The sequence below is a fragment of the Corynebacterium callunae DSM 20147 genome (genome assembly GCF_000344785.1).
Taxonomy (GTDB): Bacteria; Actinomycetota; Actinomycetes; order Mycobacteriales; family Mycobacteriaceae; genus Corynebacterium; species Corynebacterium callunae.
Genome location: NC_020506.1, coordinates 546498 through 572057, shown reverse-complemented (window position 1 = coordinate 572057; position 25560 = coordinate 546498). Strand labels below are relative to the sequence as shown.

General features: G+C 53.4%; 28 protein-coding genes and 1 riboswitch. Of the genes, 5 read left to right on the top strand and 23 right to left on the bottom strand.

From position 1 onward, the window contains the following. The first annotated feature begins 195 nt into the window (after positions 1 to 195). Together eccD and mycP are read left to right on the top strand one after the other, a co-directional pair. Complete coding sequence (eccD, locus tag H924_RS02715) at positions 196 to 1584, top strand: type VII secretion integral membrane protein EccD (RefSeq protein WP_015650433.1); 1389 nt, start codon at positions 196 to 198, stop codon at positions 1582 to 1584. Positions 1585 to 1588: 4 nt separating this feature from the next. Further along, entirely contained in the window at positions 1589 to 2806 is a 1218-nt protein-coding gene (gene mycP / locus H924_RS02710; RefSeq protein ID WP_035108033.1) for a type VII secretion-associated serine protease mycosin, read from the top strand. On the opposite strand, the gene H924_RS02705 is transcribed toward mycP, so the two are convergent. The 23 genes from H924_RS02705 to rpsH all read right to left on the bottom strand — a co-directional run bounded on the left by H924_RS02705 (position 2803) and on the right by rpsH (position 22232). Next, positions 2803 to 3231, bottom strand: coding sequence for a TIGR02611 family protein (locus tag H924_RS02705; RefSeq protein WP_015650431.1), 429 nt, complete (start codon positions 3229 to 3231; stop codon positions 2803 to 2805). The genes mycP and H924_RS02705 overlap by 4 nt on opposite strands. Positions 3232 to 3357: 126 nt before the next feature. Beyond that, positions 3358 to 4665 carry an SAM-dependent methyltransferase gene (locus H924_RS02700; protein ID WP_015650430.1) on the bottom strand — a complete coding sequence of 436 codons (1308 nt, stop codon included), beginning with the start codon at positions 4663 to 4665 and terminating at the stop codon, positions 3358 to 3360. A gap of 63 nt (positions 4666 to 4728) precedes the next feature. Next, a complete protein-coding gene (locus H924_RS02695; RefSeq protein ID WP_015650429.1) occupies positions 4729 to 6291 on the bottom strand; it encodes an FAD-binding protein in 1563 nt (520 codons plus the stop codon). Positions 6292 to 6308: 17 nt separating this feature from the next. Then, positions 6309 to 7562 (bottom strand): type VII secretion protein EccB, encoded by a 1254-nt coding sequence (gene eccB, locus H924_RS02690; protein WP_015650428.1) that lies wholly within the window; start codon positions 7560 to 7562, stop codon positions 6309 to 6311. Positions 7563 to 7689: 127 nt separating this feature from the next. Next, entirely contained in the window at positions 7690 to 10113 is a 2424-nt protein-coding gene (locus H924_RS02685) for a DUF6541 family protein (protein ID WP_029703815.1), read from the bottom strand. Positions 10114 to 10194: 81 nt separating this feature from the next. Further along, positions 10195 to 11055: a tRNA pseudouridine(38-40) synthase TruA gene (truA, locus tag H924_RS02680; RefSeq protein WP_015650426.1), complete on the bottom strand. Its 861-nt coding sequence runs from the start codon at positions 11053 to 11055 to the stop codon at positions 10195 to 10197. Continuing rightward, on the bottom strand, positions 11027 to 11641 hold the full coding sequence (locus tag H924_RS02675) for a hypothetical protein (RefSeq protein ID WP_015650425.1): 615 nt from the start codon (positions 11639 to 11641) through the stop codon (positions 11027 to 11029). Before H924_RS02675 ends, truA begins: the two co-directional genes overlap by 29 nt. A gap of 93 nt (positions 11642 to 11734) precedes the next feature. Then, positions 11735 to 12241: a 50S ribosomal protein L17 gene (rplQ, locus tag H924_RS02670; RefSeq protein WP_015650424.1), complete on the bottom strand. Its 507-nt coding sequence runs from the start codon at positions 12239 to 12241 to the stop codon at positions 11735 to 11737. Positions 12242 to 12296: 55 nt separating this feature from the next. Next, the gene (locus tag H924_RS02665) at positions 12297 to 13313 is read right to left on the bottom strand and encodes a DNA-directed RNA polymerase subunit alpha (RefSeq protein ID WP_015650423.1); all 1017 of its coding nucleotides are present in this window, start codon (positions 13311 to 13313) and stop codon (positions 12297 to 12299) included. 107 nt (positions 13314 to 13420) lie between these two features. Then, positions 13421 to 14026 carry a 30S ribosomal protein S4 gene (rpsD, locus tag H924_RS02660; protein WP_015650422.1) on the bottom strand — a complete coding sequence of 202 codons (606 nt, stop codon included), beginning with the start codon at positions 14024 to 14026 and terminating at the stop codon, positions 13421 to 13423. Between the two features lie 23 nt (positions 14027 to 14049). Next, positions 14050 to 14454, bottom strand: coding sequence for a 30S ribosomal protein S11 (gene rpsK, locus H924_RS02655; protein ID WP_015650421.1), 405 nt, complete (start codon positions 14452 to 14454; stop codon positions 14050 to 14052). A gap of 2 nt (positions 14455 to 14456) precedes the next feature. Next, positions 14457 to 14825: a 30S ribosomal protein S13 gene (gene rpsM / locus H924_RS02650; protein WP_015650420.1), complete on the bottom strand. Its 369-nt coding sequence runs from the start codon at positions 14823 to 14825 to the stop codon at positions 14457 to 14459. Positions 14826 to 15011: 186 nt separating this feature from the next. Further along, positions 15012 to 15230, bottom strand: a complete 219-nt coding sequence (gene infA, locus H924_RS02645) for a translation initiation factor IF-1 (RefSeq protein WP_003854422.1) — start codon at positions 15228 to 15230, stop codon at positions 15012 to 15014. 192 nt (positions 15231 to 15422) lie between these two features. Then, the gene (locus tag H924_RS02640) at positions 15423 to 16205 is read right to left on the bottom strand and encodes a L,D-transpeptidase (RefSeq protein ID WP_015650419.1); all 783 of its coding nucleotides are present in this window, start codon (positions 16203 to 16205) and stop codon (positions 15423 to 15425) included. Positions 16206 to 16324: 119 nt separating this feature from the next. Next, positions 16325 to 17119, bottom strand: coding sequence for a type I methionyl aminopeptidase (gene map, locus H924_RS02635; RefSeq protein WP_015650418.1), 795 nt, complete (start codon positions 17117 to 17119; stop codon positions 16325 to 16327). A gap of 186 nt (positions 17120 to 17305) precedes the next feature. After that, positions 17306 to 17860, bottom strand: a complete 555-nt coding sequence (locus H924_RS02630) for an adenylate kinase (protein WP_015650417.1) — start codon at positions 17858 to 17860, stop codon at positions 17306 to 17308. Next, positions 17860 to 19182 carry a preprotein translocase subunit SecY gene (gene secY, locus H924_RS02625; RefSeq protein WP_015650416.1) on the bottom strand — a complete coding sequence of 441 codons (1323 nt, stop codon included), beginning with the start codon at positions 19180 to 19182 and terminating at the stop codon, positions 17860 to 17862. Before secY ends, H924_RS02630 begins: the two co-directional genes overlap by 1 nt. A gap of 369 nt (positions 19183 to 19551) precedes the next feature. Beyond that, a complete protein-coding gene (gene rplO / locus H924_RS02620; RefSeq protein ID WP_015650415.1) occupies positions 19552 to 19998 on the bottom strand; it encodes a 50S ribosomal protein L15 in 447 nt (148 codons plus the stop codon). A gap of 7 nt (positions 19999 to 20005) precedes the next feature. Continuing rightward, a complete protein-coding gene (gene rpmD / locus H924_RS02615) occupies positions 20006 to 20191 on the bottom strand; it encodes a 50S ribosomal protein L30 (protein ID WP_015650414.1) in 186 nt (61 codons plus the stop codon). Positions 20192 to 20194: 3 nt separating this feature from the next. Beyond that, positions 20195 to 20830 (bottom strand): 30S ribosomal protein S5, encoded by a 636-nt coding sequence (rpsE, locus tag H924_RS02610; protein WP_015650413.1) that lies wholly within the window; start codon positions 20828 to 20830, stop codon positions 20195 to 20197. Positions 20831 to 20870: 40 nt separating this feature from the next. Further along, positions 20871 to 21275: a 50S ribosomal protein L18 gene (gene rplR / locus H924_RS02605; protein ID WP_015650412.1), complete on the bottom strand. Its 405-nt coding sequence runs from the start codon at positions 21273 to 21275 to the stop codon at positions 20871 to 20873. Positions 21276 to 21278: 3 nt separating this feature from the next. Then, complete coding sequence (rplF, locus tag H924_RS02600) at positions 21279 to 21815, bottom strand: 50S ribosomal protein L6 (RefSeq protein ID WP_015650411.1); 537 nt, start codon at positions 21813 to 21815, stop codon at positions 21279 to 21281. A gap of 18 nt (positions 21816 to 21833) precedes the next feature. Further along, a complete protein-coding gene (gene rpsH, locus H924_RS02595) occupies positions 21834 to 22232 on the bottom strand; it encodes a 30S ribosomal protein S8 (RefSeq protein WP_015650410.1) in 399 nt (132 codons plus the stop codon). Positions 22233 to 22600: 368 nt separating this feature from the next. On the opposite strand from rpsH, the gene H924_RS02590 reads away from it, so the two are divergent. The 3 genes from H924_RS02590 (at position 22601) to H924_RS02580 (ending at position 25557) form a co-directional block, all read left to right on the top strand. Beyond that, positions 22601 to 23122 carry a GNAT family N-acetyltransferase gene (locus tag H924_RS02590; protein WP_015650409.1) on the top strand — a complete coding sequence of 174 codons (522 nt, stop codon included), beginning with the start codon at positions 22601 to 22603 and terminating at the stop codon, positions 23120 to 23122. A gap of 35 nt (positions 23123 to 23157) precedes the next feature. Then, positions 23158 to 23302: riboswitch (adenosylcobalamin (AdoCbl) riboswitch) on the top strand. Positions 23303 to 23369: 67 nt separating this feature from the next. Next, complete coding sequence (locus H924_RS02585) at positions 23370 to 24527, top strand: prenyltransferase/squalene oxidase repeat-containing protein (protein WP_029703807.1); 1158 nt, start codon at positions 23370 to 23372, stop codon at positions 24525 to 24527. 25 nt (positions 24528 to 24552) lie between these two features. Then, positions 24553 to 25557, top strand: coding sequence for a hypothetical protein (locus H924_RS02580; RefSeq protein ID WP_015650407.1), 1005 nt, complete (start codon positions 24553 to 24555; stop codon positions 25555 to 25557). The last annotated feature ends 3 nt before the right edge of the window (positions 25558 to 25560 follow it).

Genomic DNA, 25560 nt, shown 5'->3' with positions numbered 1-25560 from the left:
CCCCGTTTTAGATCCCTAAAAGCTAAGACAACTACTTGTCATTAAAGGTTGGACTGCAAAAACTGCTCTGAGGTTCCCAAAATTTTTAAATTGGGGTTTTTCTCACCAGAGCTGCTACCACTCCCAATTTTTTGGCACAATTGCCTCAACACACTGTTTTGGGGAAAACGTTGGAAACTGTAGCGGGGGATAAAATTGGCCATTGATAATTTGCTGCGCCTGAGTGTGCGCATTGATCTCACAGTCGGCGATATGCCCGTTGCCATGGCAGATATGGCACTCCCCGCGGGATCAAGTTTGGCCGAGATCTTAGAAGAAATCCTCGAACTCACTGGTGCCCCACAGATTTCACGGCCTTGGGTAGCTCGTACAGCCGCAGGTTCTCCCATCGATGCAGGGATTCCTTTGGCCCAGACCCAATTGGAACAAGGTGGAGTGCTAGTTCTTTCCCCCGAGCGGGAACTACCCGCCCCAATAATCCGCGATGCTGCCGAAGCACTTGTTGAACTATCTTCCGAAAATCGCACCAAAGGATTATTGGAATTAATCACGCTCGTAGGCTTTGCGGGACTTGCACTGATCCTACTCAGTCCCCTGGCTGCGCAACTGAACCTAGCCTGGCGCACCCTGATATTTATGCTGCTGAGCATGGTTATTTTAGTGTGGTTGCCGCGCCGGGAAGCCACACTAAGCCACCGTCTCCTGGCTCTACTGATTCCAATTTTGGCAGCCAGTACCGCAGCCATTTTGGTGGCAGGCCCAAACTCCACGCAGGTACTTGAGGATCCGCAGCTTCTCAGTTGGGTGCTTTTAAGTTTTTCTGCCACTTTGCTCTTGGCTGCGGTAGTAGTTCAGCTGGTTTTCCATCCGCATATTCTCTCCACCGCCACCTTGATCACCATTGGGCTTAGCCTGCTATTTTGCACGCTGACCACGCTATTGTGGCCGCATCCGGCGCGCGCAGATTTCAGTGGACCCGCAGCCGCCACCGTGGCTGCCGCGTTGATTTTCACCAGTGTGGCACCCTATTTTTCCGCGCAATTAGCAGGTCTGCGCGTGCCCACTTTGCCCACCGCCGGCCAAGATTTATCCGTCAGCGACACCGAATTAAAGGATCCAGTTGCGCGCACCCGGCGCGTCACAGCGCTTTTCGACGCCCAACTGCTGGGGTTGGTTATTGTCAGTGCTCCCCTTATCTTTTTAGCTGTTTCCCCTAATACCTGGTTTTCCACCGCTTTTAGCTGCTGCATCATGATTGCCTCGGCGCTGCATGCTATCCGTCATCACGCCCCCATTCCCACCTGGTCTTTGATGGTTTTGGCCTGCTCTGGATTTTTAGGCGCCCTGTATTCTCTCGCTTTTGCGCAGAGTCCTTCATGGTTTACTTTTGCTGGATGTGTGGTGCTGGTGCTTGCGGTGATGTCAGTTGGAGTGTGGTTCTCCAAGATTCCGCCGCCAGCGCCCACCGCTGTGGTGTGGTTGGAAAGATTGGAATCTTTAAGCATCGCAGCTGCCCTGCCACTGGCTTTGCACCTACTTGGGGTTTTTGAGATGCTGCGTGCCTTGGATTTGGGTTGGGGCTAACACCATGAAAACACCCCTAGCCTTGTCGAGCGCCGGTGTACTTCTTTTATGTCAATTACTACCGTTGCCTTTAGCTCGAGCCCAAGAGGTTTCGGCATTGCCATGCCCTGCTGTACAAGAGGCTGATGCAACAAGCTTTGTGATGGATGAACATTTGCGCGAGTCCATTTCTCATGCTCATGAGCTTGCCACTGGAGCTGGTATTAAAGTTGCCGTCATTGATACCGGAGTAGCCCCACATCCCAGGCTCCCACCGCTTATTCCCGGTGGTGACCTTATTGGCGCACATCAACAACCACGGTTGCCGGGAGAATTTGTTGATTGTGATGGCCACGGCACAATCGTTGCTGGCATTATTGCCACCCGTCCCAATACGGGTTCTGGTTGGCCTTTTGATGGGAGCGCCGATGAACTTATTGGAATTGCGCCAGCTGCTGAGATTATCGCTATTAAACAAACCAGTGCTTATGTACGTACCACTGAGGATTCCCTGGTGGGAACTGTAAGTACCTTGGCTGATTCCATTCACCGCGCTATTGACGCTGGTGCCCACGTAATCAATATTTCTGTGGTGTCTTGTTTACCTGGTGCAAGTTCTGATCCTGCTCAATTTCAGCCTCTTAATAGTGCTTTAGATAGAGCTGAAACCAGCGGGGTGATTGTGGTGGCAGCAGCAGGTAACCTCAGCCCTACCTGTGCTGCGGGATCGACAGTTTACCCAGCACATTCCGATACGGTCCTCGCCGTTTCCGCACGCGAGCAACCCCACGTTATCGCCGCTTATTCGATCCCTAGTAGCCAGCGCATTCTTTCCGCTCCAAGTTTGGTGGGAGTCGGTTTATCCCCGCGTAATGATGGTTTTGCCAATGCCATGCTTATTCAATCTGGATCTAGCCCCTTTGAAGGCACTAGTTTTGCCGCTCCGGTTGTTAGTGCCACCGCTGCGTTACTTCGACAGCGATTCCCACAAGCCACCCCGCAGGAAATCCGGGATCGCATCATTTACAGCAGTGATCCAGCACGCGGAGCAATTGATCCTTATGCGGCCTTGAGTTTTGTACCACCGGATAGCGCTGAAACCACACCTCCAGAAATCACCTTGAGTTTTCCCAGCGCCCCTGACACCTCCACCCAAAAACGCGGGCTAAATATCCTGGCTTTGCTAGGGATCTGCATTGTATTGGGTGTTCTGCTTAAGGGTTTATCCCGCCTTAAAAACTAGCGACTAAGCCCAAACCAGTGAAAGAACTCATCAGCCCAAGGCAAGGTTCCGGCATGCCACATGGCCCAAAAACTCACGCTGAAAATGATCCAAATAAGAATCAGCATAAGCGCCAGCATCGCCATGCGGAAGCGGAAAGATTTTCCGGAATACCAAGTAAAAAAGCGATCATATTGATGAACGCCCCAGGCCAGAAGCCTTTTGGCCCATTCTAATTCCAACGACAAAATGCCCACCCCGATAAAGGTGGTCAGCCAGCCTTGGCCCGGCAATGGAATAGTGACCAGCCCAATGATGGTGACCAACCAGCCCACAATGAGCGTTGCGGGGCGGACAAGAAATCCATATTTCTTCTGCTTAGAGCGCTCATGTGAGGCTTGGAAACGATCAATGCGGTCGGAGACTATCTCGCGCATAGAGCCCATGACTTAATTACACCTTTCTTTGAAGGCATAAAGGTTAAGGAACATGGGCATCAAATAATCCTGGCTGTTGGTTTCAACTTCTTTAATAACGTTGTCCCAGTTTACTCGTTGGGGCGTTATACAAGGTTAAATTTGCCACCACATGCGCTCTGGAACATCACCGCGGCTTCCATGTTCATCGAGTTTTACACCCAAGACCTGGTGCAATTGCACATCATTGTGAGCAAAGCCCCATTCCGAACCTGCCATATAAAGGCCAAAAAGGCGCGCAGTTGGTTCGCCAGCAAGGGCGACTGCCTCATGCCAATTGCGTTTGAGGTTTTCACACCAGGCATTCAAGGTGCGCTGATAATCAAAGCGGAGGTTCTCCTCATGCAGCACCTCGAAACCATTGTCTTGCATATGCCGAATGATGGTGCCAGAACCAGTTAGTTCACCGTCGGGGAAAATATAACGGTCAATAAAGGCGCCGGCATGGCGCGGGCGATTATCGGGATAGGTAATGCCGTGGTTGAGCATCAGACCACCGGTTTTGAGTTTGGAGTTAAGCAGCTCAAAGTAGTCGGCATAATTGCCCACTCCGATGTGTTCGATAATTCCGATGGCAGAAATGGCATCAAAGCCACTTTCTGGCACATCGCGATAGTCCATAAAGCGGACTTCGGCAAGACCTTCTAGGCCCTGGCGTTTGATTTCTTCCTGTGCCCAGCGATACTGCTGTTCTGATAAGGTCACGCCGAGTGCTTTGACTCCCCGCTTAGCTGCGTAGCGTACCATTGAGCCCCAGCCGCATCCGACGTCGAGAAGCGTATCTCCTGCTTTAAGGCGCAGTTTTTCGAAGATGAGGCGGTATTTATTTTCCTGTGCCTCTTCAAGAGTGGATTCCGGAGTTGGATAGTAGGCGCAGGTATAGGTCATGGATGGCCCGAGGAAGAGCGCATAAAAGTCATTGCCCACGTCATAGTGGTAGCTGATGGCTTTTTTATCGCGGTCTTTGGAATGCCTTGAGGCAAGGCCATTGATGAGGGCTTTGCGCCAAGCAGGTGCTTGCTCCATCTCTGGAATGGCTTGGAATTTCAGCGCATTCATCTTGCGTAAAGTGCGCATAATCTTCAAAGTGGTGGCAGCATCCGGGCGCTTAAAGCAGCCATAAAAGGCCTTGAGAGCATCAAATATTTCATAGGGGTGGCCTGGATGTTCACCTTCTACGATGAGGTCACCCATCAGATAAGCACGGGCCAGACCTAAGTCTCCTGGTGCGGTGGCGATATAAGCAACCGCATCAGTATTGGCCACGTGGATGCGATATTTCGCATCTTCTGGACCGGTGGAACTTCCATCAAAACTGGTGATTCTAAAAGGAATTGGCGCTGTGGTCGTGGCCTCGACGATGTCGGCGATGGTCATGAGGTCCTGCGCAATGGCGTTACTCATAATGTGCTTCCCTATTCTGCAATTGTTTAGATGCGGTGTTTATTTTTCCCGCACGTCCCGAGTTTAGGCTCCTTTAACGGTCTTTTCATATAACCCTGGGAACCTGCCCTGCGGATCAAAACGTGCCTTTAAAAGCTGTGGGATCTCTCCGCCATAAAGCTTTTTAAAGTCATCCTTGCTATAAAAAGCCTCGGAATAAAGAGATTTATGCCCACCTAGCTGAGCAATCTCCTTTTCAATGGAGCGGTTAAAAGCTCCCTCAGGTGCGTCATCACCTAGTAAATTCACCGGCACTGAGGACCAGAATCCAATGTTTACCCAAGTGACATCGCGCTTGAGGGGATAGAGCGGCCATGGGTGTTGTTCCGCGCCGTCTGCAATGGCTTGTGCAGAGCTCAGGATCTCTCCGGCTCCCAAACGCACCTGCGCACCGGTCTCATCGCGGTGATGGCGCAGCCGAATTGGGCACAACCACACTGGTTCAATATCGCAGCTTTCAAAAAACCACTGCAGAAAATCTGGCACTTTATCTGCGGTTACTTCCACATCTTGAACCACGCGCTCGCGAGCTGGCCGGCCATAGCGCTTTTCAATGCGGTCGGCGATATTAAATTTGCGATCCAACCCAATGAACTTCCAATAAACACTCGACCTGAGCAGATCGCGGGGCCAGAGTTTACGAATCCGCGGATTTTGCACCCCAAAAGCACGCGAACACCAGAACCAGTCTGTATCCCAGCGCCAAATATAATCGCGGATACTCAGCCGATCTTCTTTAATGCAGCCATCGTGTTGCAGTGCCCTATAAAAGCTAGTGTCGCCAGTGTAATCACTGGTGGGGCCGGGTTTTGCAGTTTGAGTACCGAGGATGAGATAAGCCTCTGTAGGTGAAAACACCACACCATCTAGATAATCCACCTTGTCATTTTCAAAGGCGCGATCAACGGAGATTTCTTCCAGGGTGTGGCTTAGCAAAGTGAGATCTGAAAAACGCACATAACGCAGGGCTACATAATCAAGGACCGGTTCTAGTTCGATTTTCAGGCGCACGGCATAACCCAAAGATCCATAGGAGTTGGGGAAGCCACGGAAAAGATCGACATTTTCAGTGGGTGAACATGTCACAATATCGCCAGTGCCGGTCAAAATATCCATTTCCAGCACAGATTCATGGGGCAGGCCATTGCGGAAACTTGTGGATTCCACACCCATGCCAGTAACTGCTCCGCCGAGTGTAATGGTCTTAAGTTGAGGTACCACCAAAGGCATGAGACCAAAAGCTAGGGTGGCATCCACTAAATCTTCATAGGTGCACATGCCTTGGACCTCAGCGGTGGAATGTTCGGCATCAATCTCGATGACACCATTTAGCGCTGAAACATCTAGGCCTTGCGCGCTGCCACTGCGACCCCGGAAAAGGTTGGAAGTTTTCTTTTTTAAACGCACCCGTTCACCCGGCGCGATAGCTGCGAAGCTTTCTGAGAGCCGCTTTATGGCCGCATCGTGAGCTGGCCATCCAATGGGAGTTATTTCTTTGGCATCAATTCCACGACCGATGGACAGACTATTGGTGAGTTTTCCGAGGGTGGTGAAAAAGGCACTATCCGCTGCTACAACTGCACTCATGAACCGCCATCATACGCCTAATACATAGGCGCAAGCGCGGCCTGTCGAGAAAGTTCACTGCCCTCCGGCAAAAGTCGCAACACACTCCAGGGCACCTTGGTTACCTGACTAATACCCAAAGCCTCCAGGGATTGACTATCCACAATATGGTGGCGCAGCCCAGAATCAGCCACCAAATAAAAGCCAAAACCGCTGTCCAGGGCTACTCCCCCAGGCAAATCTGAGATAAAACTGGTGGCCACGGTATTTCCTGATAAGGCCACCCCAGCTGGAATTTCCTCAAAAGAGCCAATCCGTCCTAGACCATCAGCACAGGCCACGGCCGGGTCTTGCCATTCCACCAGTGCTGCTGGAAGGTGTAATTCCACCGCTGTTTCGGGATAGCCGCCCAATAGGGCGCGCGGTTGCACGGTGGTGCGGGAGCCGGCGTCGATAAGCATCCCTTCCGTTAAAGCGCTGATCGGCGCAATCCCCTCGCCGCTGCGAACCCACGCCCGCGTGCCGATGCTAATTAGTTCCGGCAGCGGATCTGGGAAGGTGATATCGGGCAGCTGCGGAATATTATTTAACATATCGGCGCTCAGATACATCCGCGGGGTTTCAGCATTAATGCCCAGGTGACGGCGCACAATTCGCCCCTGCTCGCTCGCCTCCGCGGGCAGCGCACGACGTCCCTCGGCGGTGATCAGGTGCCAGTCCAGACCATTTGCGCTTTGCGACGCCCCGAGCCACCCCTGGCGTCCCTCCAGGAACCTGGGCTGGGCGAGCTGCCCCGAACCCGCTGCAAGGACATGCATATCCCCGGTTTTGGCAGTTTGGCAGGCAAACCACTGCCCCGAATTTTCCGCCGTGCTAACAATTCCCGGCGCATCCACCAAGCCCACCGGAACTCCCCGTGGCCACTGTGCCAAAATCTCATCACTGGCATTGGCAGGCTCCACAAGTTGGCCAACAATTAATTGTGCCGATGCCAGGTTGGCAACCGGATGCACTTTATCTTCCAAGCGCACATAAAGCGCTCCGGATTCAGCGCGGATAAGTGGAGCGTCACCCGGATTAATTGCGGGCCGGAAAAGTGCCAAGGCAAGTGCTCCCACCGCTAACATCACGCAGGCTATAGCACCAAAAACCAAGGCTCGCCGACGGATTGCCAAAGGGTCATGAATCATCCGAATATCGCCTAGCACCAGACCGTGTTCAATCCGACGCACCAAAAATTTATGCCCCGAAACCTGCGCTGATGTTGTGGGCATCAAAATCCCATTAGCCATGCGCTCACTCCCCCACACACGATTATTGCCCTCGACCTTAATGAAGATCGAGGGCAAAAAGTAGCAGAAGTGAGATTATCCTCAAATGTATTTTTAAGGGAACCGTTGCGACGTTTTAGCAGTCTAACTATTGGCCGCTTTTGGTGCTGGTGGGTACCGGCTTCTCCGTGGTTTCTCCCGGAGCTACAAAACTAGGCTTGGAAGGATCTGGCGCATAAGGCAGATCTTCCTCGGCCTCCGCGCCGGTTTCGGCAGCGTCAGTTGGACGGTGATAATAGGGCTCATCCCATTCTTCATCTGTTTCCGCTAGACCCAACTCACCCTTGGTTTCAAGCTCTGGTAGCGGCTCCGGAGAATTTCCATCTTCACGCATTTGATCAAGCTCTTCATCAGTGAACATGTCGTTGACTGCAAAAACCACCGCCTGCTCATTTTGATAAACCGGGGTGACACCTGGGGTGTTCCACAGCTGATCAATCATGCGGAAATTGGGATCTTGGAAAGCCCAGAAAGGCCACGGGCTGAGCACAAAAAATCCCACATTAAGATCGCGAGCTGCCTGATCAACCTGATTAATTTGATCAGGATTATCATCTGTGCCGGTACCCAAAAGCTGTGGCCACCAGAACAACACAGCAGTTGCTGAGCCTTCACCGGCGGCAGGCCACGCATAGTGACGCGATACCGAGTGCAATCCGTTATAGGCATACATCCAGCCATATCCATCGGCTGGATCACCCATAATGTTGTATTCCCGGCCACCAGGTTGTTCACTCAGCCAATCCCAGGCAGCACGGTCTGCATCATTAACCATGCGGTCATCATGTGGCGCCAGCATGGTTTTTTCTGAGCCTTCCTCCACAAAGTCCTGTGCCCAGCTTTGCAAAGGTACTGCCACGACCAGTCCCAAAACCACCGAGGCGACGCTGGAAACTGTGGCAAATTTCTTCACCGGCCCCAAACAAATAAGCCTGATGATGGCAGCCAGTGCAATACCCGCAGCCGCAAAAGTAAACATGGCTACCGGCATGATCAGACGGTGACCAGTGGAATAGTGCAGGCCACCAATGATCGTCAGCCAATCCCCCCAAGGATCACCAAAAGGCTTAAGTGAGTTAACGGTTAGCGCCAAGCTAAAGAAGTAGAACAGCGGTGCCCACAAATTAATGCGCCACACCAAGGCCACAATTCCACCAATTGCCGCTAGCACCAGCACTGGAGTCATATCAATATCGCCAAAGAAGTCAACGTGGCGAGTTTCCATATGCAGAGCCATCAGCCAGGATTCGCTACGGCTTACCGCTTCCTCAGCAGAATAGGCCAACACATCTTCAGTTTGTTGGGAGCCAGAAATAACCTGCGGCAAGACCAACAGCACGCCCAAAATGCCAGCCGCGGCAATTAACCCAACATCTTTAAGGCGGATCAAAACGCCCTGCTTGAAGCCCTTAACCTTGGTGCTTGGCGCCCATACCAATTGCAGAAGCCACCACAACAAAAGCGCAATGATCACAATGGTTGCTGGAGCTGGGTGCAATTGGAACATGCCGATAAAAGCCAAAGCTGTAGCAAAGATACGTACTGGTACCGCAGGCACAGACATAAATAGCGCCAACACAATTCCAGATGCACCAATGGCTGCCACATATGGCCAAGCACCCACATAGTTACCCACCCAGAACAACACCGGGGAAGCCATGGTGGCAAGCGCTGCTAAACCAGCACCGAGCTGTGCGGTGAGACCACGGTTGTTAAGCAAACGCCAGGCAATGAGCGCGATGGATAGTGGCAGCAATATACCTGAAAGCACGATGCCGGTGAGGTTCGTTGCTGCAATAGGAGAGATATTGGCAACATCAGATAGCACCCACGCGCCGGCATGCCAAGCACTGGGATAAAAGAGTTCTTGCTGGGTTTCAACATTGCGCAATTGCCCCATGAGGGTGGAGGAAGCAATGCCGGTTTCCTCAATAAAACGCACCGTGGAGGCGTGCCAGTGCACATCCCAGCCTTGGAAAATATCATCAAGGCCATGTGAGGTGGACAGCAGGAGATCCAGGGCGCGGTCAATAATGATCCAAGCGCCAGTGATCACACCAGCGGCAGGTAATAACCAACGGTGATCCAAGATGCCACCATTGCGCATATAGCCATAAACTGCAGCCCAGAAACCACGTTTTTGGGCTGGTTCTGCTGGCTCAATATTTTCTTCAGTTATTTCATCTGCAGATGTTGTTGTTTCTTCACTAACTGTGGCAGATTCAGTTTCTTCGACTGGTTGTTTGCGGCGCTTTTTTAATGCCCAACCGCCAATAAAAATGAGGCGCCACAACAGCGCAACCACTAAGAATATAAGGGTGGAGATGGTGACGGAGCGTAGATCAAAACGCATATCCATGGTGCCCAGCACCCAAGCTGCAAAACCGTAAATTCCAAAGGTTGCAGGAATTGAAGCAGCGAGCGCCCAGGGCACCTTCAGTCCGGACACCCAAGAGACGACTAATCCTGGAACGGTAAAAACCAGTACCGCGATCCAAACTGTCATCAGCATCTGGATACCCACTTCACTTTCTTATTCTCAGTATCACAACAGCCCGTAGGCCAAAAGTTCCCGCAATAAGTCTAGCTACCCTTAGTCTTGTTCAAGACTTAGGCTCGCGGGGATTTCCCGATATGCCCGCGTTTCTAGTGCGCGCTCGGCCATTTTTTCCACTTCCGGATAGTCAACGCCCACTAAACTTAGCCCCCGCGCTGGGGCGACAGGCACCATGGGGCTGCGCTGGGTTTCGTCGAGAAGCGTAGCGGTGAAGTCACGTGCGCGACGTCCCTCCCCGACTGCCATGCAGGAGCCCACGAGGGAACGCACCATGGACCAGCAGAAGGCATCGGCAACAACATGTGCTTCATAAAGTTGTGGCTCGGTGGGCGTGGAAATATCGCGCCAGGAAAATTCCTGGAGATCGCGGACTGTGGTGGCATGAGGTTTGGCTTTACAAAATGCAACAAAGTCATGAAGTCCAAGCAGCATTTCAGCCGCTTCCTGCAGGCGTTCAAGTTCCACCGGCTTGGGCCACACGGCGGTATCACGGATGCGGGTGGGCAAAGGACCAGCGGGATGGGTGGTAATGCGATAAACATAATGCCGGCGCAGCGCTGCAAAACGCGCATCAAAACCAGGCGGGGCCAGTGAGACATCATGAACCCGAATGTCATCGGGCAATAATCTAGAAAGTCGACGTACCAAACGTTGTGGATCGCCATCAATGGAACGTTGTTCCAAAGCCTGGGCGGGGACGTCGAAATGCGCCACTTGTTCCGCAGCATGCACCCCAGCATCGGTGCGTCCTGCCACGGTTAGTTCAATGGGCTCCCGCAAAACCAGGTTGAGTGTTTCCTCGAGAACTTTTTGCACCGTGCGCAGGTCGCTTGTACCTTGTCGCGCCCAGCCATGGAAATCAGTTCCGTCATAGGCCAGATCTAGGCGAATCCGCACCCTGTCTTGGGTTGTCAATACCTTCCATTGCCTTTCGGTTTGCTGCACTCGAATTTTGTGCTGTGAGGTGGGGTTCAATTTTATTGTGAGTTTTTTCACTTTTGCGGAATTTGGGCCTCCTAAATACCCCCACTCCAAGTAACACGAACCACAGGTGCAGAGAATAAAGTGCGAGCCTTTCAAAGTAGCCCGGCACAATATCCATACTGCCAATAATTCCCAGCCCAACAAAACCGGCCACCGAAGCACCCAAAAGGATCAAGGTCAGTCCACCATTAACCACTGAAATTGCGCTTTTCGACGCTTCCGTGCGCGGCCACCAGGCCCAGAGCATGGCACCCCAGGTGGCCAGGACTTGGGCAAAAAGCGCAACCAAAGAGTCACTTAGGCCGAAGACCATGCCGCTTAAACCTGCTGCAACCAGCAAGAAGGTAAGAACATGAACATCGCTCTTGCCAATGGACCACAGCAGCATCGCACCACACATGATGAGAAAACCGCTCCATTGCGCGATTGCAACACCTTGAAAAAGCAGTGCCACCACAGAGCTCAAGACAAACAGCACACCCGCTAATCGATAAATCATGTGAGACATCTTGATAAAACCACACCAAGCAGAAAAGTCCCTATCCCCGAGATTTAATCTCAGGAATAGGGACTTCAAGATGAAGTAAGTAAATTACTTCTCTTCAGCAGCCTCTTCGGTTGCGGTCTCTGCAGCTGGGGTCTCTGCTACTTCTTCGGTCTCAGCCTCTTCGGTCTGAGCCTCTTCAGCAGCCTTCTTGGAAGCAGCTGCGCGGGTTGCGCGGGATGCCTCTGCAGAAACGGTCTCCTCGAGAACGAGGGAGATCTGGGACATAGGAGCGTTGTCGCCCTTACGGTTCTCCAGCTTGATGATGCGGGTGTAGCCACCTGCACGGTTCTCGAACTTAGGTGCAAGCTCGTTGAACAGGTAAGCAACGACGTCCTTGTTAGGAACGAGTGCCAAAACGTTACGACGATCAGCAACGGTGCCGGACTTAGCCTTGGTGATCAGCTTCTCAGCGTAAGGACGCAGAGCCTTTGCCTTGGCATCGGTGGTCTTGATTGCGCCGTGCTCGAACAGGGAAGCTGCCAGGTTGGAAAGAAGCTTCTTCTGGTGGCTAGCGGATCCGCCGAGGCGGGCGCCTCTCTTAGGGGTAGGCATTTAGTTGTACTCCTTGTACATTGATTTAGCGCGGCCCAGGCTTGGACCATGCGACTTACTCGGAATCTTCCGCCTCAACATCGATGTAGCCACCAGTCTCGGCGTCATAACCTTCAAGAGTTGAAGGATCGAAGTCTTCAGGAGCATCCTTTAGGGTAAGACCCAGGCCAGCAAGCTTGATCTTGACTTCGTTGATTGACTTTTGTCCGAAGTTACGGATGTCAAGCAAGTCGGTCTCTGCGCGCTCGGCGAGCTCACCCACGGTGTGAATGTCCTCGCGCTTGAGGCAGTTGTAGGAACGGACGGAGAAGTCCAGATCCTCGATTGGCATGCTGTAGGCAGCGATGTACTCGGTCTCCTGTGGGGAGGGTCCGATCTCGATGCCCTCGGCTGCGATGTTCAGCTCGCGAGCGAGGCCGAACAGCTCAACCAGGGTCTTACCTGCCGACGCCAGGGCGTCACGGGCAGTAATAGAGTTCTTGGTTTCAACGTCGATGATCAGCTTGTCAAAGTCGGTGCGCTGCTCAACACGAGTAGCTTCCACCTTGTAGCTGACCTTCAATACTGGGGAGTAGATCTGGTCGACCGGAATACGGCCGATCTCACCACTGGTAGTAGTCAAGGTTGCGGGAACGTAGCCACGTCCACGCTCGACGATGAGCTCAATATCCAGCTTGGCGGTGTCATTAAGGGTAGCGATGTGCAGATCCGGGTTATGGATCTCAACTCCAGCTGGTGGCTGGATATCGCCGGCAGTGACAACGCCAGCGCCTTCCTTAACAAGGTGCATTACAACTGGCTCATCAGAGTCAGAAGAAAGAACCAAGCCCTTGATGTTTAGGATGATGTCAGAAACATCTTCCTTCACACCATTGATGGTGGTGAACTCATGGAGTACACCATCAATCTTTACGCTGGTAACTGCAGCTCCAGGGATGGAGGACAGCAGGGTGCGGCGCAAAGAGTTACCGAGGGTGTAGCCAAAGCCTGGCTCCAAAGGTTCGATGACGAACTTGGAACGTGCGCTATCGACAAATTCCTCAGTAATGGTAGGGCGCTGTGAAATGAGCATTGAACTCTCCTTGGGTGACGTCCGCTATTTGACGTCTTAAAGGGGCGGAAAGGATGGTGAAAAATCGGAAGATTCCTGTGCACCCGGGGCAGCCGGGTAAGCAGAAATTACTTCGAGTACAGCTCGACGATAAGCTGCTCTTGCAGCGGAACATCGATCTGTGCGCGCTCGGGCACCTGGTGCACGAGGATACGCAGGCTCTCAGGAACGACCTGGATCCAAGCTGGTACGACTGCGTCGATCAGATTGTCCTGAGCCTCTTCGAACCAGTTCATCTTCTGTGACTTCTCACGAACATCGATGATGTCGTACTGAGAAACACGGTAAGAAGGAACGTCAATTGCCTTGCCGTTTACCACAAAGTGGCCGTGGGAAACAAGCTGACGAGCCTGGCGACGGGTGCGTGCCAGACCTGCGCGGTAAACTACGTTGTCGAGACGGGTCTCAAGCAAGACGATGAGGTTCTCACCGGTCTTGCCTGGGCGACGGTTAGCCTCAGCGTAGTAACGACGGAACTGCTTTTCCATGACGCCGTAGATGAAACGAGCCTTCTGCTTCTCTTGGAGCTGCAGGAGGTACTCGGACTCCTTGATGCGTGCGCGGCCAGCCTGTCCCGGAGGATATGGACGGCGCTCAAACGCCATGTCTCCACCGATGAGGTCGACGCGCAGACGACGGGATTTACGGGTTGCGGGGCCGGTATAACGAGCCATAATGTATTACCTTTCCTTCCCTATTAAACGCGACGACGCTTCGGCGGACGGCAACCATTGTGTGGCTGTGGCGTCACGTCGGAGATCGAGCTGACCTCGAGGCCTGCGGCCTGGAGTGAACGGATAGCGGTCTCTCGGCCCGAACCTGGGCCCTTGACGAATACGTCAACCTTCTTCATGCCGTGATCCATTGCCTTGCGAGCAGCGTTTTCAGCGGCCATCTGAGCAGCGAATGGAGTGGACTTACGAGAGCCCTTGAATCCAACGTGTCCAGAGGAAGCCCAGGAGATGACAGCACCGTGTGGATCAGTGATCGATACGATGGTGTTGTTAAAGGTGGACTTGATGTAAGCGTTGCCGTGGGCAACGTTCTTCTTTACGACGCGACGGCCGGTACGGCGCGCGCCAGAGCGTGCTTTTGGAGGCATTTTTACTTCTTCTTTCCGGCGATCGTCTTCTTAGGGCCCTTGCGCGTACGCGCATTGGTCTTGGTACGCTGACCACGAACTGGCAGGCCACGGCGGTGGCGAATACCCTGGTAGCAACCGATTTCGATCTTGCGACGGATGTCAGCCTGTACCTGGCGGCGGAGGTCACCCTCAACCTTCCAGGTGCCTTCAATAACGTCACGAAGAGCAGCGAGCTGCTCGTCGTCGAGGTTGTCAGTGCGCAGGTCTGGGGAGATTCCGGTCTCCTCGAGAAGCTGCTTGGAACGGGCTGGGCCGATTCCGTAAATGTAAGTAAGTGCGACTTCCATACGCTTGTTGCGTGGAAGGTCAACACCAGCTAGACGTGCCATGTGGCAGAACCTTTCCGGTTGTTGCGATGGTTTTCCCCATAATCGCCCCTGCCACGCAACGCTTTCCCCGGACGGATACCGGAGGGTGGGTTGTGATTCGCAGGGCTTCAGCCATCGATGCCTGAAGGTGTGTCAGCGCGACGGGATATCCCCGCCGGGCCCTGATATATGGAGGCTTAAAGCTTTTTACTTGTAGCGGTAAACGATGCGGCCGCGGGTAAGATCGTAGGGCGACAGCTCTACAACGACGCGGTCCTCAGGAAGGATACGGATGTAGTGCTGGCGCATCTTTCCACTGATGTGGGCGAGTACCTTGTGTCCATTGTCGAGCTCGACACGGAACATTGCATTCGGCAAAGGCTCGACAATGCGACCCTCAACCTCAATAGCGCCTTCCTTAGCCATATCCTCCACTTTTCCAGAATGCTCCCCCTCGGGAGCTTCTAAGTTTTTCCACTTCAAAATGGTGGTGTTGCGAATTGCATACACACCATCGATACAGGTTACACGGGGGCATAGTAAATATCAAACATTTGGTGAATTTCATAAAAAACGCGGAATAGGAGTTTCCTATTCCGCGTCCCGTATGGGTTCTACCTAGTAGATATAAACCATGTCGCCGATTTCAACGTTGTTGAAGTAGTAGATGGCGTCCTGCTGAGCCAAGCGAACACAGCCCGCAGAGGTGGTTGCAACATTGCCCTGGTGGAATGCGTGACCGGAGTTGGTGAAGTACATAGCGTAAGGCATTGGGGCATTGTTGAACTCATAAGAGATCTCATCCTCGACCTTGCGGTTGATGTAGAAAGTTCCGCGTGGAGTCTCGTTACCGATACCACCGGAGGAAACAGCGACGGAACCATAAACTACCTGGCCGTTTTCCTGCAACCATGAACGGCCACCATCGATATCAACACAAACATCAGCACTTGCTGGGCAAGAGCCAGAATCAAAACGGGCTGCTTGCTCAGCAGCAATACGAGCTGCCTCTGCTTCGCGGGCAGCTGCTGCTTCACGCTCAGCCTGTGCACGCGCAGCTTCTTGCTGAACAGCGATCTTTTCATCGATAAGACCTGGGAAGACAGCGTTGACTGCCTGATCAACTGCAGCCTTAGCAGGCATTGCAGCAGGTCCCATGGTATCAAGCTGAGCTTGGAGGTTATTGCGGGAAGCCCACGCACCCTCACGAGCATCTGCTGTGACAGCGGAGCTACCAGCGGTGAGGTTCTGAGCGATGGCGGAGCTGCCGGCTGTGAAATCCTGTGCGGATGCGGATGCTGGTGCGCCAACAAGCGCAGCGGTTGCTGCAGCTGTAGTAAGGATGGCTGCGACGCCACGCTTGATGGATGAAGCGTAACGGGTGCGGGAAATTTTCTGCATAAACAGCAGTATATAAGCCACCTCTGCGAAATTGATACTTGTGGAACAATTTCTTTTAAAAAACCTGAAGCCCCGCAGCACCGAGGGTGCTGCGGGGCAGGGGCGCGTCGAAAAGCGTTTTAGTAACGCGGGGTAAGAATGCGAGGGCCACCGGCAGTAGCTGCTACGGTGTGCTCCCAGTGAGCTGCCCAAGAACCATCGAGGGTTACAACAGTCCAATCGTCTTCGAGCACTGCAGAATCCTCGGTGCCAAGGGTAAGCATTGGCTCAATGGCGAGCACAGAGCCCTCTTGGATAATTGGGCCTCGGTTGGGGCTGCCCTCATTGGCCAGGTAAGGATCTTCATGCATGGTGTGTCCGATACCGTGTCCGCCATAACCATCAACGATGCCCAGCAGCACGCCGAATTTCTGCTCCGCCTTGCGGGTAGCAACTTCCAAAGCGTGGGAAACGTCAGTGAGACGGTTGCCTGGAACCATGGCCTTCAGGCCTTCCATGAGCACCCACTCGGTTGCCAGGTTAAGGGCTTGAACGTCCTCATCAAGCTCGCCGATGCCGAAAGACCAAGCGGAATCGCCGACCCAGCCCTCAAAAGTGGCGCCACAGTCGATGGAGAGCAGATCGCCCTCCTCCAAGACGACCTCCTTGGAGGGAATGCCGTGCACGATTACTTCATTAACAGAGGCACACACCGAACCTGGAAAGCCCTGGTACCCCAGGAAGGTAGGAATAGCGCCAGCATCGCGAATAACCTGCTCTGCGATCTGATCTAGATCCCAGGTGCTCATACCCGCTTTCGCCTCAGCGCGCACAGTCTGCAAAGCCTTGCCGACGATCTCCCCTGCTGCCTGCATAGCATCTAGTTCGCCTGGGGTCTTGGCGGGAATTGTTTTCTTCTTGTTACGGAAACCCATTTGCGGGTATCTCCTTTTCTGCTGAGCTAATTTTGGCTCATTAGCCGTTTAGAGTTTATGTCTGATAAAGCAATAAAAAATAGAGCTAAATATAAAAAGGGCCGGTACCACACCTTAGGTGTGGCCCGGCCGCTTGTTTCTGACCGCTTAACCTATCGTAGATTTAGCAACCAGATTCTGGGAAATTTACTTTCCCAAAGCCTCAAGTGCCTCTAGGGTACGAGCGTTGATTTCCTCAACGGTGCCCTCTGCCTCGATGTTGATGATCTTCTCACCGTAGTGATCGATCAGTGGTGCAGTCTCATCGCGGTAGACGCCCAGGCGGGTGCGGATGGTTGCTTCATTGTCATCTGCGCGGCCACGGGAGAGCATGCGCTCAACAACTACGTCCTCAGAAACCTGGTAGTTAACTACGCCATCAAGCTGCTGGCCGGCTTCGGTGAGCAGGTTAGCCAAGATATCAGCCTGCTCCACGGTGCGTGGGAAGCCATCTAGCAAGAAGCCTTCTGCAGCGTCGGACTCGGCAAGGCGGGAAGCAACCATGCGTGCGGTGACATCGGTAGGCACAAGCTTGCCAGCGTCGATGTACTGCTTTGCTTCAACACCTAGCGGGGTGCCCTCGCCAATGTTGGCGCGGAAAAGATCACCGGTGGAGATATGAGGGATACCAAGCTTCTCAGAGAGAATTGCAGCCTGGGTGCCCTTGCCGGCACCGGGAGGTCCAAGGAGAACGAGTCGCATTATTTCAGAAGTCCTTCGTAGTTGCTTTGCAGGAGCTGGCTCTCAATCTGTTTCACGGTAGTTAGTGCAACAGATACAAGAATCAGGATTGCGGTACCACCGAATGGGGTGGCTCCAGCCGAACCGGCGTCAACGCCTAGATCCAGCATAATGTTTGGCAGCACAGCGATGAGCGCTAGGTATAGGGAACCGATGAAAAGCAGGCGGTTCATCACATAACCAAGGTACTGCGCGGTAGGGCGGCCTGGACGAATGCCAGGAATAAAGCCACCGTACTTCTTCATATTGTCGGCTTGCTCTGCAGGATCGTACTGCACAGAAACATAGAAGTAAGAGAAGAAGATGGTCAAGGCAAAGTACAAAACAATGTACTGCCAAGAGGATGGGGTCTGTAGGTGTGCAATGACATTGCGCTGCCACCAGTTATCAGTAACTTCCACCGAGCCGGAGGTGACGATCTGAGTGATCAACACTGGCATATAAATCAGGGAGGAAGCGAAGATAACTGGGATAACACCAGCCTGGTTCACCTTCAAAGGCAGGTAGGTAGAAGAGCCACCGTATTGGCGACGACCAACCATGCGCTTTGCATACTGCACCGGAATGCGGCGCTGACCCTGCTCCACGAAAACCACGCCGATAACCAAAACAAGCACGGAAATCAGTACAACTGCGAAGACCACGCCGCCGGAGTTTCCGAGAATGTTCATACCGTCGGTGGGTAGTCGGGTCGCGATACCTGCGAAAATCAGCAGGGACATACCGTTGCCCACACCCTTTTCGGTAATGAGCTCACCCAACCACATAACCAAGATGGCGCCTGCAGTCATGGTGAATACCAGCACGATGAGGTCGAAGAAGTTGCGGTCCTCCACCAGCACGCGAATGCCAGCACCGAGTAGCTGCTCACGGTCTGCAAGAGCGACGATGCCAGAAGACTGCAGCAAAGCCAGCGCGATGGTCAAGTACCTGGTGTACTGCATCATCTTGGCCTGGCCGGATTGGCCTTCTTTTTTCAGCTCTTCAAAGTGCGGAATAACAACTGTTAACAGCTGCACAATAATCGACGCCGTAATATACGGCATAATGCCGATGGCGAAGATGGACAATTGCAGCAGCGCTCCACCGGAAAACAGGTTAATCAGCGAATAAACGCTTGATTGATCCTCGGTCAAGTCACGCAAACGACCACTGATCGTTGCGTAGTCAACTCCCGGGGAAGGGATCTGCGCACCGATGCGGTATAGAACGATCAACGCGATAGTGAAGAGAATCTTCTTACGCAGATCGGCGTCCTTGAATGCCTGAATAATGGCGGACACATATCCTCCTGGCCCCCACGTCATCGCGAAAATTTCCACATGGAAACCTCGGAATGGCGGGAGATGTATTTTTTAGATCCTGGCCCATTTATCACATTTAGATAAACGGGCACGATTGACCTATTTACCCTACCAGCTTTCGGCAGCACAGGGGATTCCTAGCCCCCTTTTTGTTAGGTGAGTCATATCCGCAATAGCACAGTCGCGTACTTTTTCCAGGCTAATAGGTAACAAGATCCATCCGCAGATGAGCAGAGCCACAGAGTACAGGCACTCCCCTGCCCTACAAAGAACAAAAAGCTCCCCCTTTCAAAAGAAAGGGGGAGCTTTGAGCATAAAACCCGAAGGCCTTATTAGTTCTTAAAGAACTTATGCCACGGTGATGGAGCCGCCAGCGGCTTCAATCTTTTCCTTGGCAGAGCCAGAGAACTTGTTAGCGGTGATGTTGAACTTGACGTTCAGATCGCCGTTGCCAAGAACCTTGACTAGCTCGTTCTTGCGAACAAGTCCGGAAGCAACGAGGTCAGCAATGCTGATTTCGCCACCCTGTGGGAACTTCTCTGCAAGGTCTGCAACGTTAACTACCTGGTAGTCAACCTTGTTTGGGTTCTTGAAGCCCTTGAGCTTCGGCAGACGCATGTGAAGTGGCATTTGGCCACCCTCGAATGCAGCAGAAACCTGCTTGCGAGCCTTGGTACCCTTGGTACCGCGACCTGCAGTTTTACCCTTAGATGCTTCGCCTCGACCGACGCGGGTCTTAGCCTTGTTTGAGCCCTTTGCTGGGCGCAAATCGTGGAGCTTAATTGGTTCGCTCATTTGTTACCTACTCCCCCGCCACTTCTTCGACGACGATCAGGTGGCGAACTGCCAGGATCATGCCACGTACCTGAGGGGTATCGGGACGGATCACAGAGTGGCGGATTCGCTTTAGACCGAGGGAACGAAGATTTTCGCGATGCTTGGGCTTGGTGCCCACAGTGCCTTTGATCTGGGTAATCTTCAGCGCCATTTCTTACGCCTCCTGACCTGCGCGTGCACGCAGGATACGTGCTGGTGCAACCTCTTCGAGGGTCTTGCCACGACGGGCTGCAACCTCTTCAGGGCGGACCAGCTGCTTCAGGCCATCCACGGTAGCGTGAACGACGTTGATAGCGTTGTCAGAACCAAGGGACTTGGAAAGAATGTCCTGGATACCAGCGCACTCAAGCACTGGACGAGCTGCGCCACCGGCGATAACGCCGGTACCTGGTGCAGCAGGCTTCAGCATAACGATGCCGGCTGCCTTCTCGCCCTGAACTGGGTGGGTGATGGTGCCGTTAACCATAGGAACGCGGAAGAAGTTCTTGCGAGCCTCTTCTGCACCCTTTTGGATAGCAGCGGGAACTTCCTTGGCCTTGCCGTAACCGACACCGACCATTCCCTTGCCGTCGCCAACAATCACAAGTGCGGTGAAGCTGAAGCGACGACCACCCTTAACGACCTTGGAAACGCGGTTGATGGTGACGACACGCTCGATGTACTGTGAGCGCTCGTCCTGCTGCTGATTGCGACGATCATCGCGGCGGCCGCCGCCACGACGCTCGTTGCGATCGTTTTGCTTGTTGTCGTCGGCGGATCGTCCGCCGTCACGCCGTTCACGTCCCGGCATTACGCAATCCTTCCGTTGATGTTCTTGGAAATGGTCATCATTAGAACTTCAGACCACCTTCACGAGCTGCGTCAGCAAGAGCTGCAACGCGGCCGTGGTACTTGTAACCAGCGCGGTCGAAAACGACCTGCTCGATACCAGCAGCCTTAGCACGCTCGGCGATCAACTGACCGACCTTTGCGCCCTTAGCCTTCTTGTCACCCTCGGTTGCACGAACCTCAGCCTCGATGGAAGAAGCTGCAGCCAAGGTGTGGCCTGCAACGTCATCGATGATCTGAACGTGCATGTGGCGAGAGGAACGGTGGACAACCAAACGAGGAGCCTCTGGGGTTCCACGCAGGTTCTTGCGGATGCGGAAGTGGCGGCGTGCACGGGCAACGCGACGACGAGTCGCGATGTCCTTACCGATAGAAACGCGCTTCTGCTTGTTTTCAGTGTTGCTCATTGCTTACTTACCCGTCTTTCCGACCTTGCGGCGGATCTGCTCACCCTCGTAGCGGATGCCCTTACCCTTGTAAGGATCGTCCTTACGTAGGCGGCGGATCACTGCTGCGACCTGTCCAACCTTCTGCTTGTCGATGCCAGAAACTGAAAGCTTGGTGTTGCCATCAACTGCGAAAGTGATGCCATCCTTAGCTTCGATCAGTACTGGGTGTGAGTAACCGAGGGAGAACTCGAGGTCCTTGCCCTTCAGTGCAACACGGTAACCGACACCGAAGATTTCCATCTTGATGGTGTAACCAGCGGTAACGCCTTCAACCAGGTTGTTAACCAGGGTGCGGGAGAGGCCGTGGAGTGAGCGGTTGGTGCGGTGGTCATCCGGACGGGAGACGATGATCTTGCCATCTTCAATAGCGGCAGTGATCGGAGCAGGAATGGTGACGTTCAAGGTGCCCTTAGGTCCCTTAACCTCAACAAACTGGCCATCAATCTTGGTCTCTACACCGGATGGGATGGTGATCGGTTCTTTTCCGATACGTGACATATTTAGTCAATCCTCCCTTTACCAGACGTAGGCGAGAACTTCTCCGCCTACGCCCTTCTCGGTAGCCTGACGGTCGGTCAGGAGGCCCTGTGACGTGGAGATGATAGCCACGCCCAGTCCGCCCAGAACCTGTGGCAGATTGGTGGACTTAGCGTATACACGCAGACCTGGCTTGGACACGCGGCGCAGACCAGAAATGGAGCGCTCACGAGTGTTGCTGTACTTCAGCTCGAGGGTCAGGGTCTTGCCGACCTTGGCATCCTCGACGGTGTAGCTAGCGATGTAGCCTTCCTGCTTCAGGATCTCAGCAATGTTTGCCTTGATCTTGGAGGATGGCATGGACACGGTGTCATGGTGCGCGTTGCTCGCATTGCGCACGCGCGACAACATGTCGGCGATTGGATCAGTCATGGTCATAAGATTGTGACCTGATGCCTTTCTCGTTGGGGTTCCCTACCCACCTTGGACGTTAACCGTGTGTTTTCTGGCCACTCAACGCTCCCCGAACTCAATAGTCGGTTTGCTCGCTGCCAATGTCCACGCGGATCGCCATTCATGGCGGGGGGCCTACAACAAAGTAGGGTGTTTACGATTACATGGATCTTCTAGACGCCTTTTGCTCTATAGAGTTTTCTTGCGCAAAGTCCAAACGGACAGAGTACAGGACAAAGCAAGAAAAACGCAAGTGCTTTACGACGTCGCCATGCATCCAACGCTTAAGCCCCCACCGCGGCGCGGCGCGCGGCGGTGGGCGTCGATAAGCATTATTGCTTTAAGCTGGGACTATGTACCGTTTAATTGCTCCAAACCCGCAGGGACATCAACAATGGGCAGCCTGCCTCAAAGAGTTCGGACAAGGTTCAATCGACGGTTCCGGCTTCTTTGACCCCGCCCAGGTGGAGGATCTTTCCGAGGCAAGTTTTGCGCGCTATTTAGCAGCCCGCCAAGGACCACCTCCACCAAATTTTGTCCCCTGCACCTACTTTTGGATCGTTGATGACACCCAAGAACTCTTAGGCTTTGTGGCTTTGCGTCATGAACTCAACCAATTTTTATTGGAGCAAGGCGGACACATTGGATATAGCGTGCGTCCCAGTGCCCGTAATAAAGGTGTGGCCGGTGCAGCTTTGGATTTAGCACTCACAGCAGCCCAAGAAATGGGTATTGAACGTACCTTGTTGTGTGTGCGCGAGGAAAACGCGGCTTCCCGGCGCGTAATTGAGCGTGCGGGCGGAGTTTATGAATCTTCAATTCGGGGGATGCGCCGCTACTGGTTTGAGGCCACCACTCAGCCTGCTGGCAGTTAGGGGTTGACCCTTTAAGCTGCTATTTTTATGGTTAGTTCAGCAAGTTTTTATTTTCAGGGGAAGTCCGGTGAGAATCCGGCGCTGACCCGCAACCGTATGGGTGCTGTGTGGCACTGAAGTCGGATTACCTGGAAATATTCTTTGGCTTCAACCGTCGTGGATTACGGTTCTGCAGCCCGTGTTGAGGGCAGTCATGCGCTTTGCGGGGGAACAGAATCCTTTTCTCAATCTATTAAAAGGACTGCTTTTGTCTCAGCTCCGCGCTCCTCTCACAATTACTTTTGTTGCTGCACTGGCGGCGGCTTCAATTGCCCCAGCTTATGCCGCAATTAGTGGCCCAACTGCTGCAGATCTTCAGCTCAGCGCTAACTTTTTGAGCAATCAGCTCAGTGATGGTTTAGCCACTGGTCCCTCCGGCGCTGATGATCTTGGATTAACCCAGGATATGCTGCTCTCCCTCGATGCTTTGGATCCTGATTCTTCTCAAGCTCAGCAGAGCTTCCGCACCATGATGGATTCTCTTGATTCCTATCTTTACCTTGGCGGAGAAGTAGATGCCGCGCGTCTAGCCAAAACCGTCGTGGTAGCAGATGCCTTTGAACAGCCTAATGCTGTGCTTATTGCGCAGCTGGTGGACACCGTGCAGGACAATGGCCAGCTCAAAAATGAAACAGCTGGTGAACCAACTTCCGGAGTAACAAACTTTGGGCAGGCCTGGGGGGTGTTGGCATTGGCGCGTGCTGGTGAAACCGCAGCTGCCGAGCGCGCAGCAGATTTTTTGGCCACGCAAATCTGTGCCAATGGTGGTGTGCCACTGTCACAACTAACTGAGCCCACCTGCACCACACAGGATGCCGATACCACTGCCCTGACAGCACAGGCTTTTGCCCTGGTAGATGGCACCACTGCCGATTCCACTACCCGTACCGTGAATTATCTCAGTGCTGCACAAGATGCCAGCGGCGGAATCTCGGGTTTCCGTTTGGACGTTAACGCTAATACCACTGCTTTGGCGGCTTCTGCTTTTGCACTAGTTAATAAGGAAACTGAGTTTTCCAAGGCTCATGCTTATCTGGAAAGCACTCGCTTTGGAGCTTCCGCCAGCACTGACTTGGCTGGCGCTTTTGCCTGGCGCAGCAGCGATGTTGCCACAGCTACCACGGTGACTGATCAAATTCGCCGCACCAGCGCCCAAGCTGCCCTGGCATATGCCGGTGCCAACTATGCCAACGACAACCTATTTATTAGCGTTACTCCGCCAACTTCTGAGCCGACTCCTGCTCCTGCTCCCGCCCCTGAGGCAGGATCTTCTGCCGGGTCAGCGGGCATCATTATCGCTGTGGTGGCCCTGTTAGCTGCAATTGCTGCTGCGGTGGGACCGCTACTGCTTAATCTTCCTGCCTAAATTCACCCGCTACAAAAGGCACCTTATGTTTCAACATTCCCTCAAAGCCACAGCTCTTGCACTTGGGCTTTGGTTAGTTCTAGCCCTGTCCCCGTGGATCCCGGAAGCAGCTGCATTTAGTACTCCCTGTTCTAATGATCAGGTGACGGTCATTGTGGAGGATTCCATCGGCTGTGCCAGTGCTGGTGGCAATGGCTATAACGTCCTTATCGAAGCAGGTTTCAGCGTTGAGGGCACCGCTAAATTCCCGGATTTCATTTGCCGTATCAATGGCTTTCCCTCCGCTGAGGTAGATCCCTGCCTCACTACTTCCCCGGAGGGTGCTTATTGGGCATATTGGAAAGCTCCGCTTGATGGCAGCGATTGGGAATATAGCAACGTCGGTGCCTTTTCCGATTATCCAGCAGCCGGCACCGTGGTGTCTTGGAATTGGGGAGCTGGCGAACGGCCTGGAGAAATTCCCACCCGCCAAGCTTCCGTCATTGAGGAAGAAACCACCGAAGATCCGCTAGCTAATTTTGATCCCAATGACCTCATCATTCCGGAGCTGGAAACAACCCCACAATCAGCTACTGCTCAGCCCACCAAATCTGCTGCCAACAGCGCGACCCCAACACCTTATGTAAATCCGAATAATCCGCAGGAAGTTGTGGTTTATCAAGACTCCACTGGAAACCCCATTTCCAAAGAACAATATGAGTCACTGGTTGCTGCAGCTGCCAACAATCCCGCCAGCAATCCCGCCAGCCCGGCAAACCCAGCGAATCCGGCAACTTCTGCCAACGCAATGGCACCTGCTGCAGTTCCCACCACCTCCCCTACTGGAGCGGCTGCTTCCACAATGGTCATGACAGCCCCCGGCAGCCCCGGCTCCGCTGCCGGACAAGAAGCTCAAAGCATCCCCCTTGCTGCTAATGAAGCAGATGATTCCCAAGCTTGGATGATTGGACTAAGCCTCGCTTTCACTGCCGTTATTGGAGCCTCCGCCATTGGCACCTGGGTTATTCGACGTTCCGAGATCCAGGGCTAAATC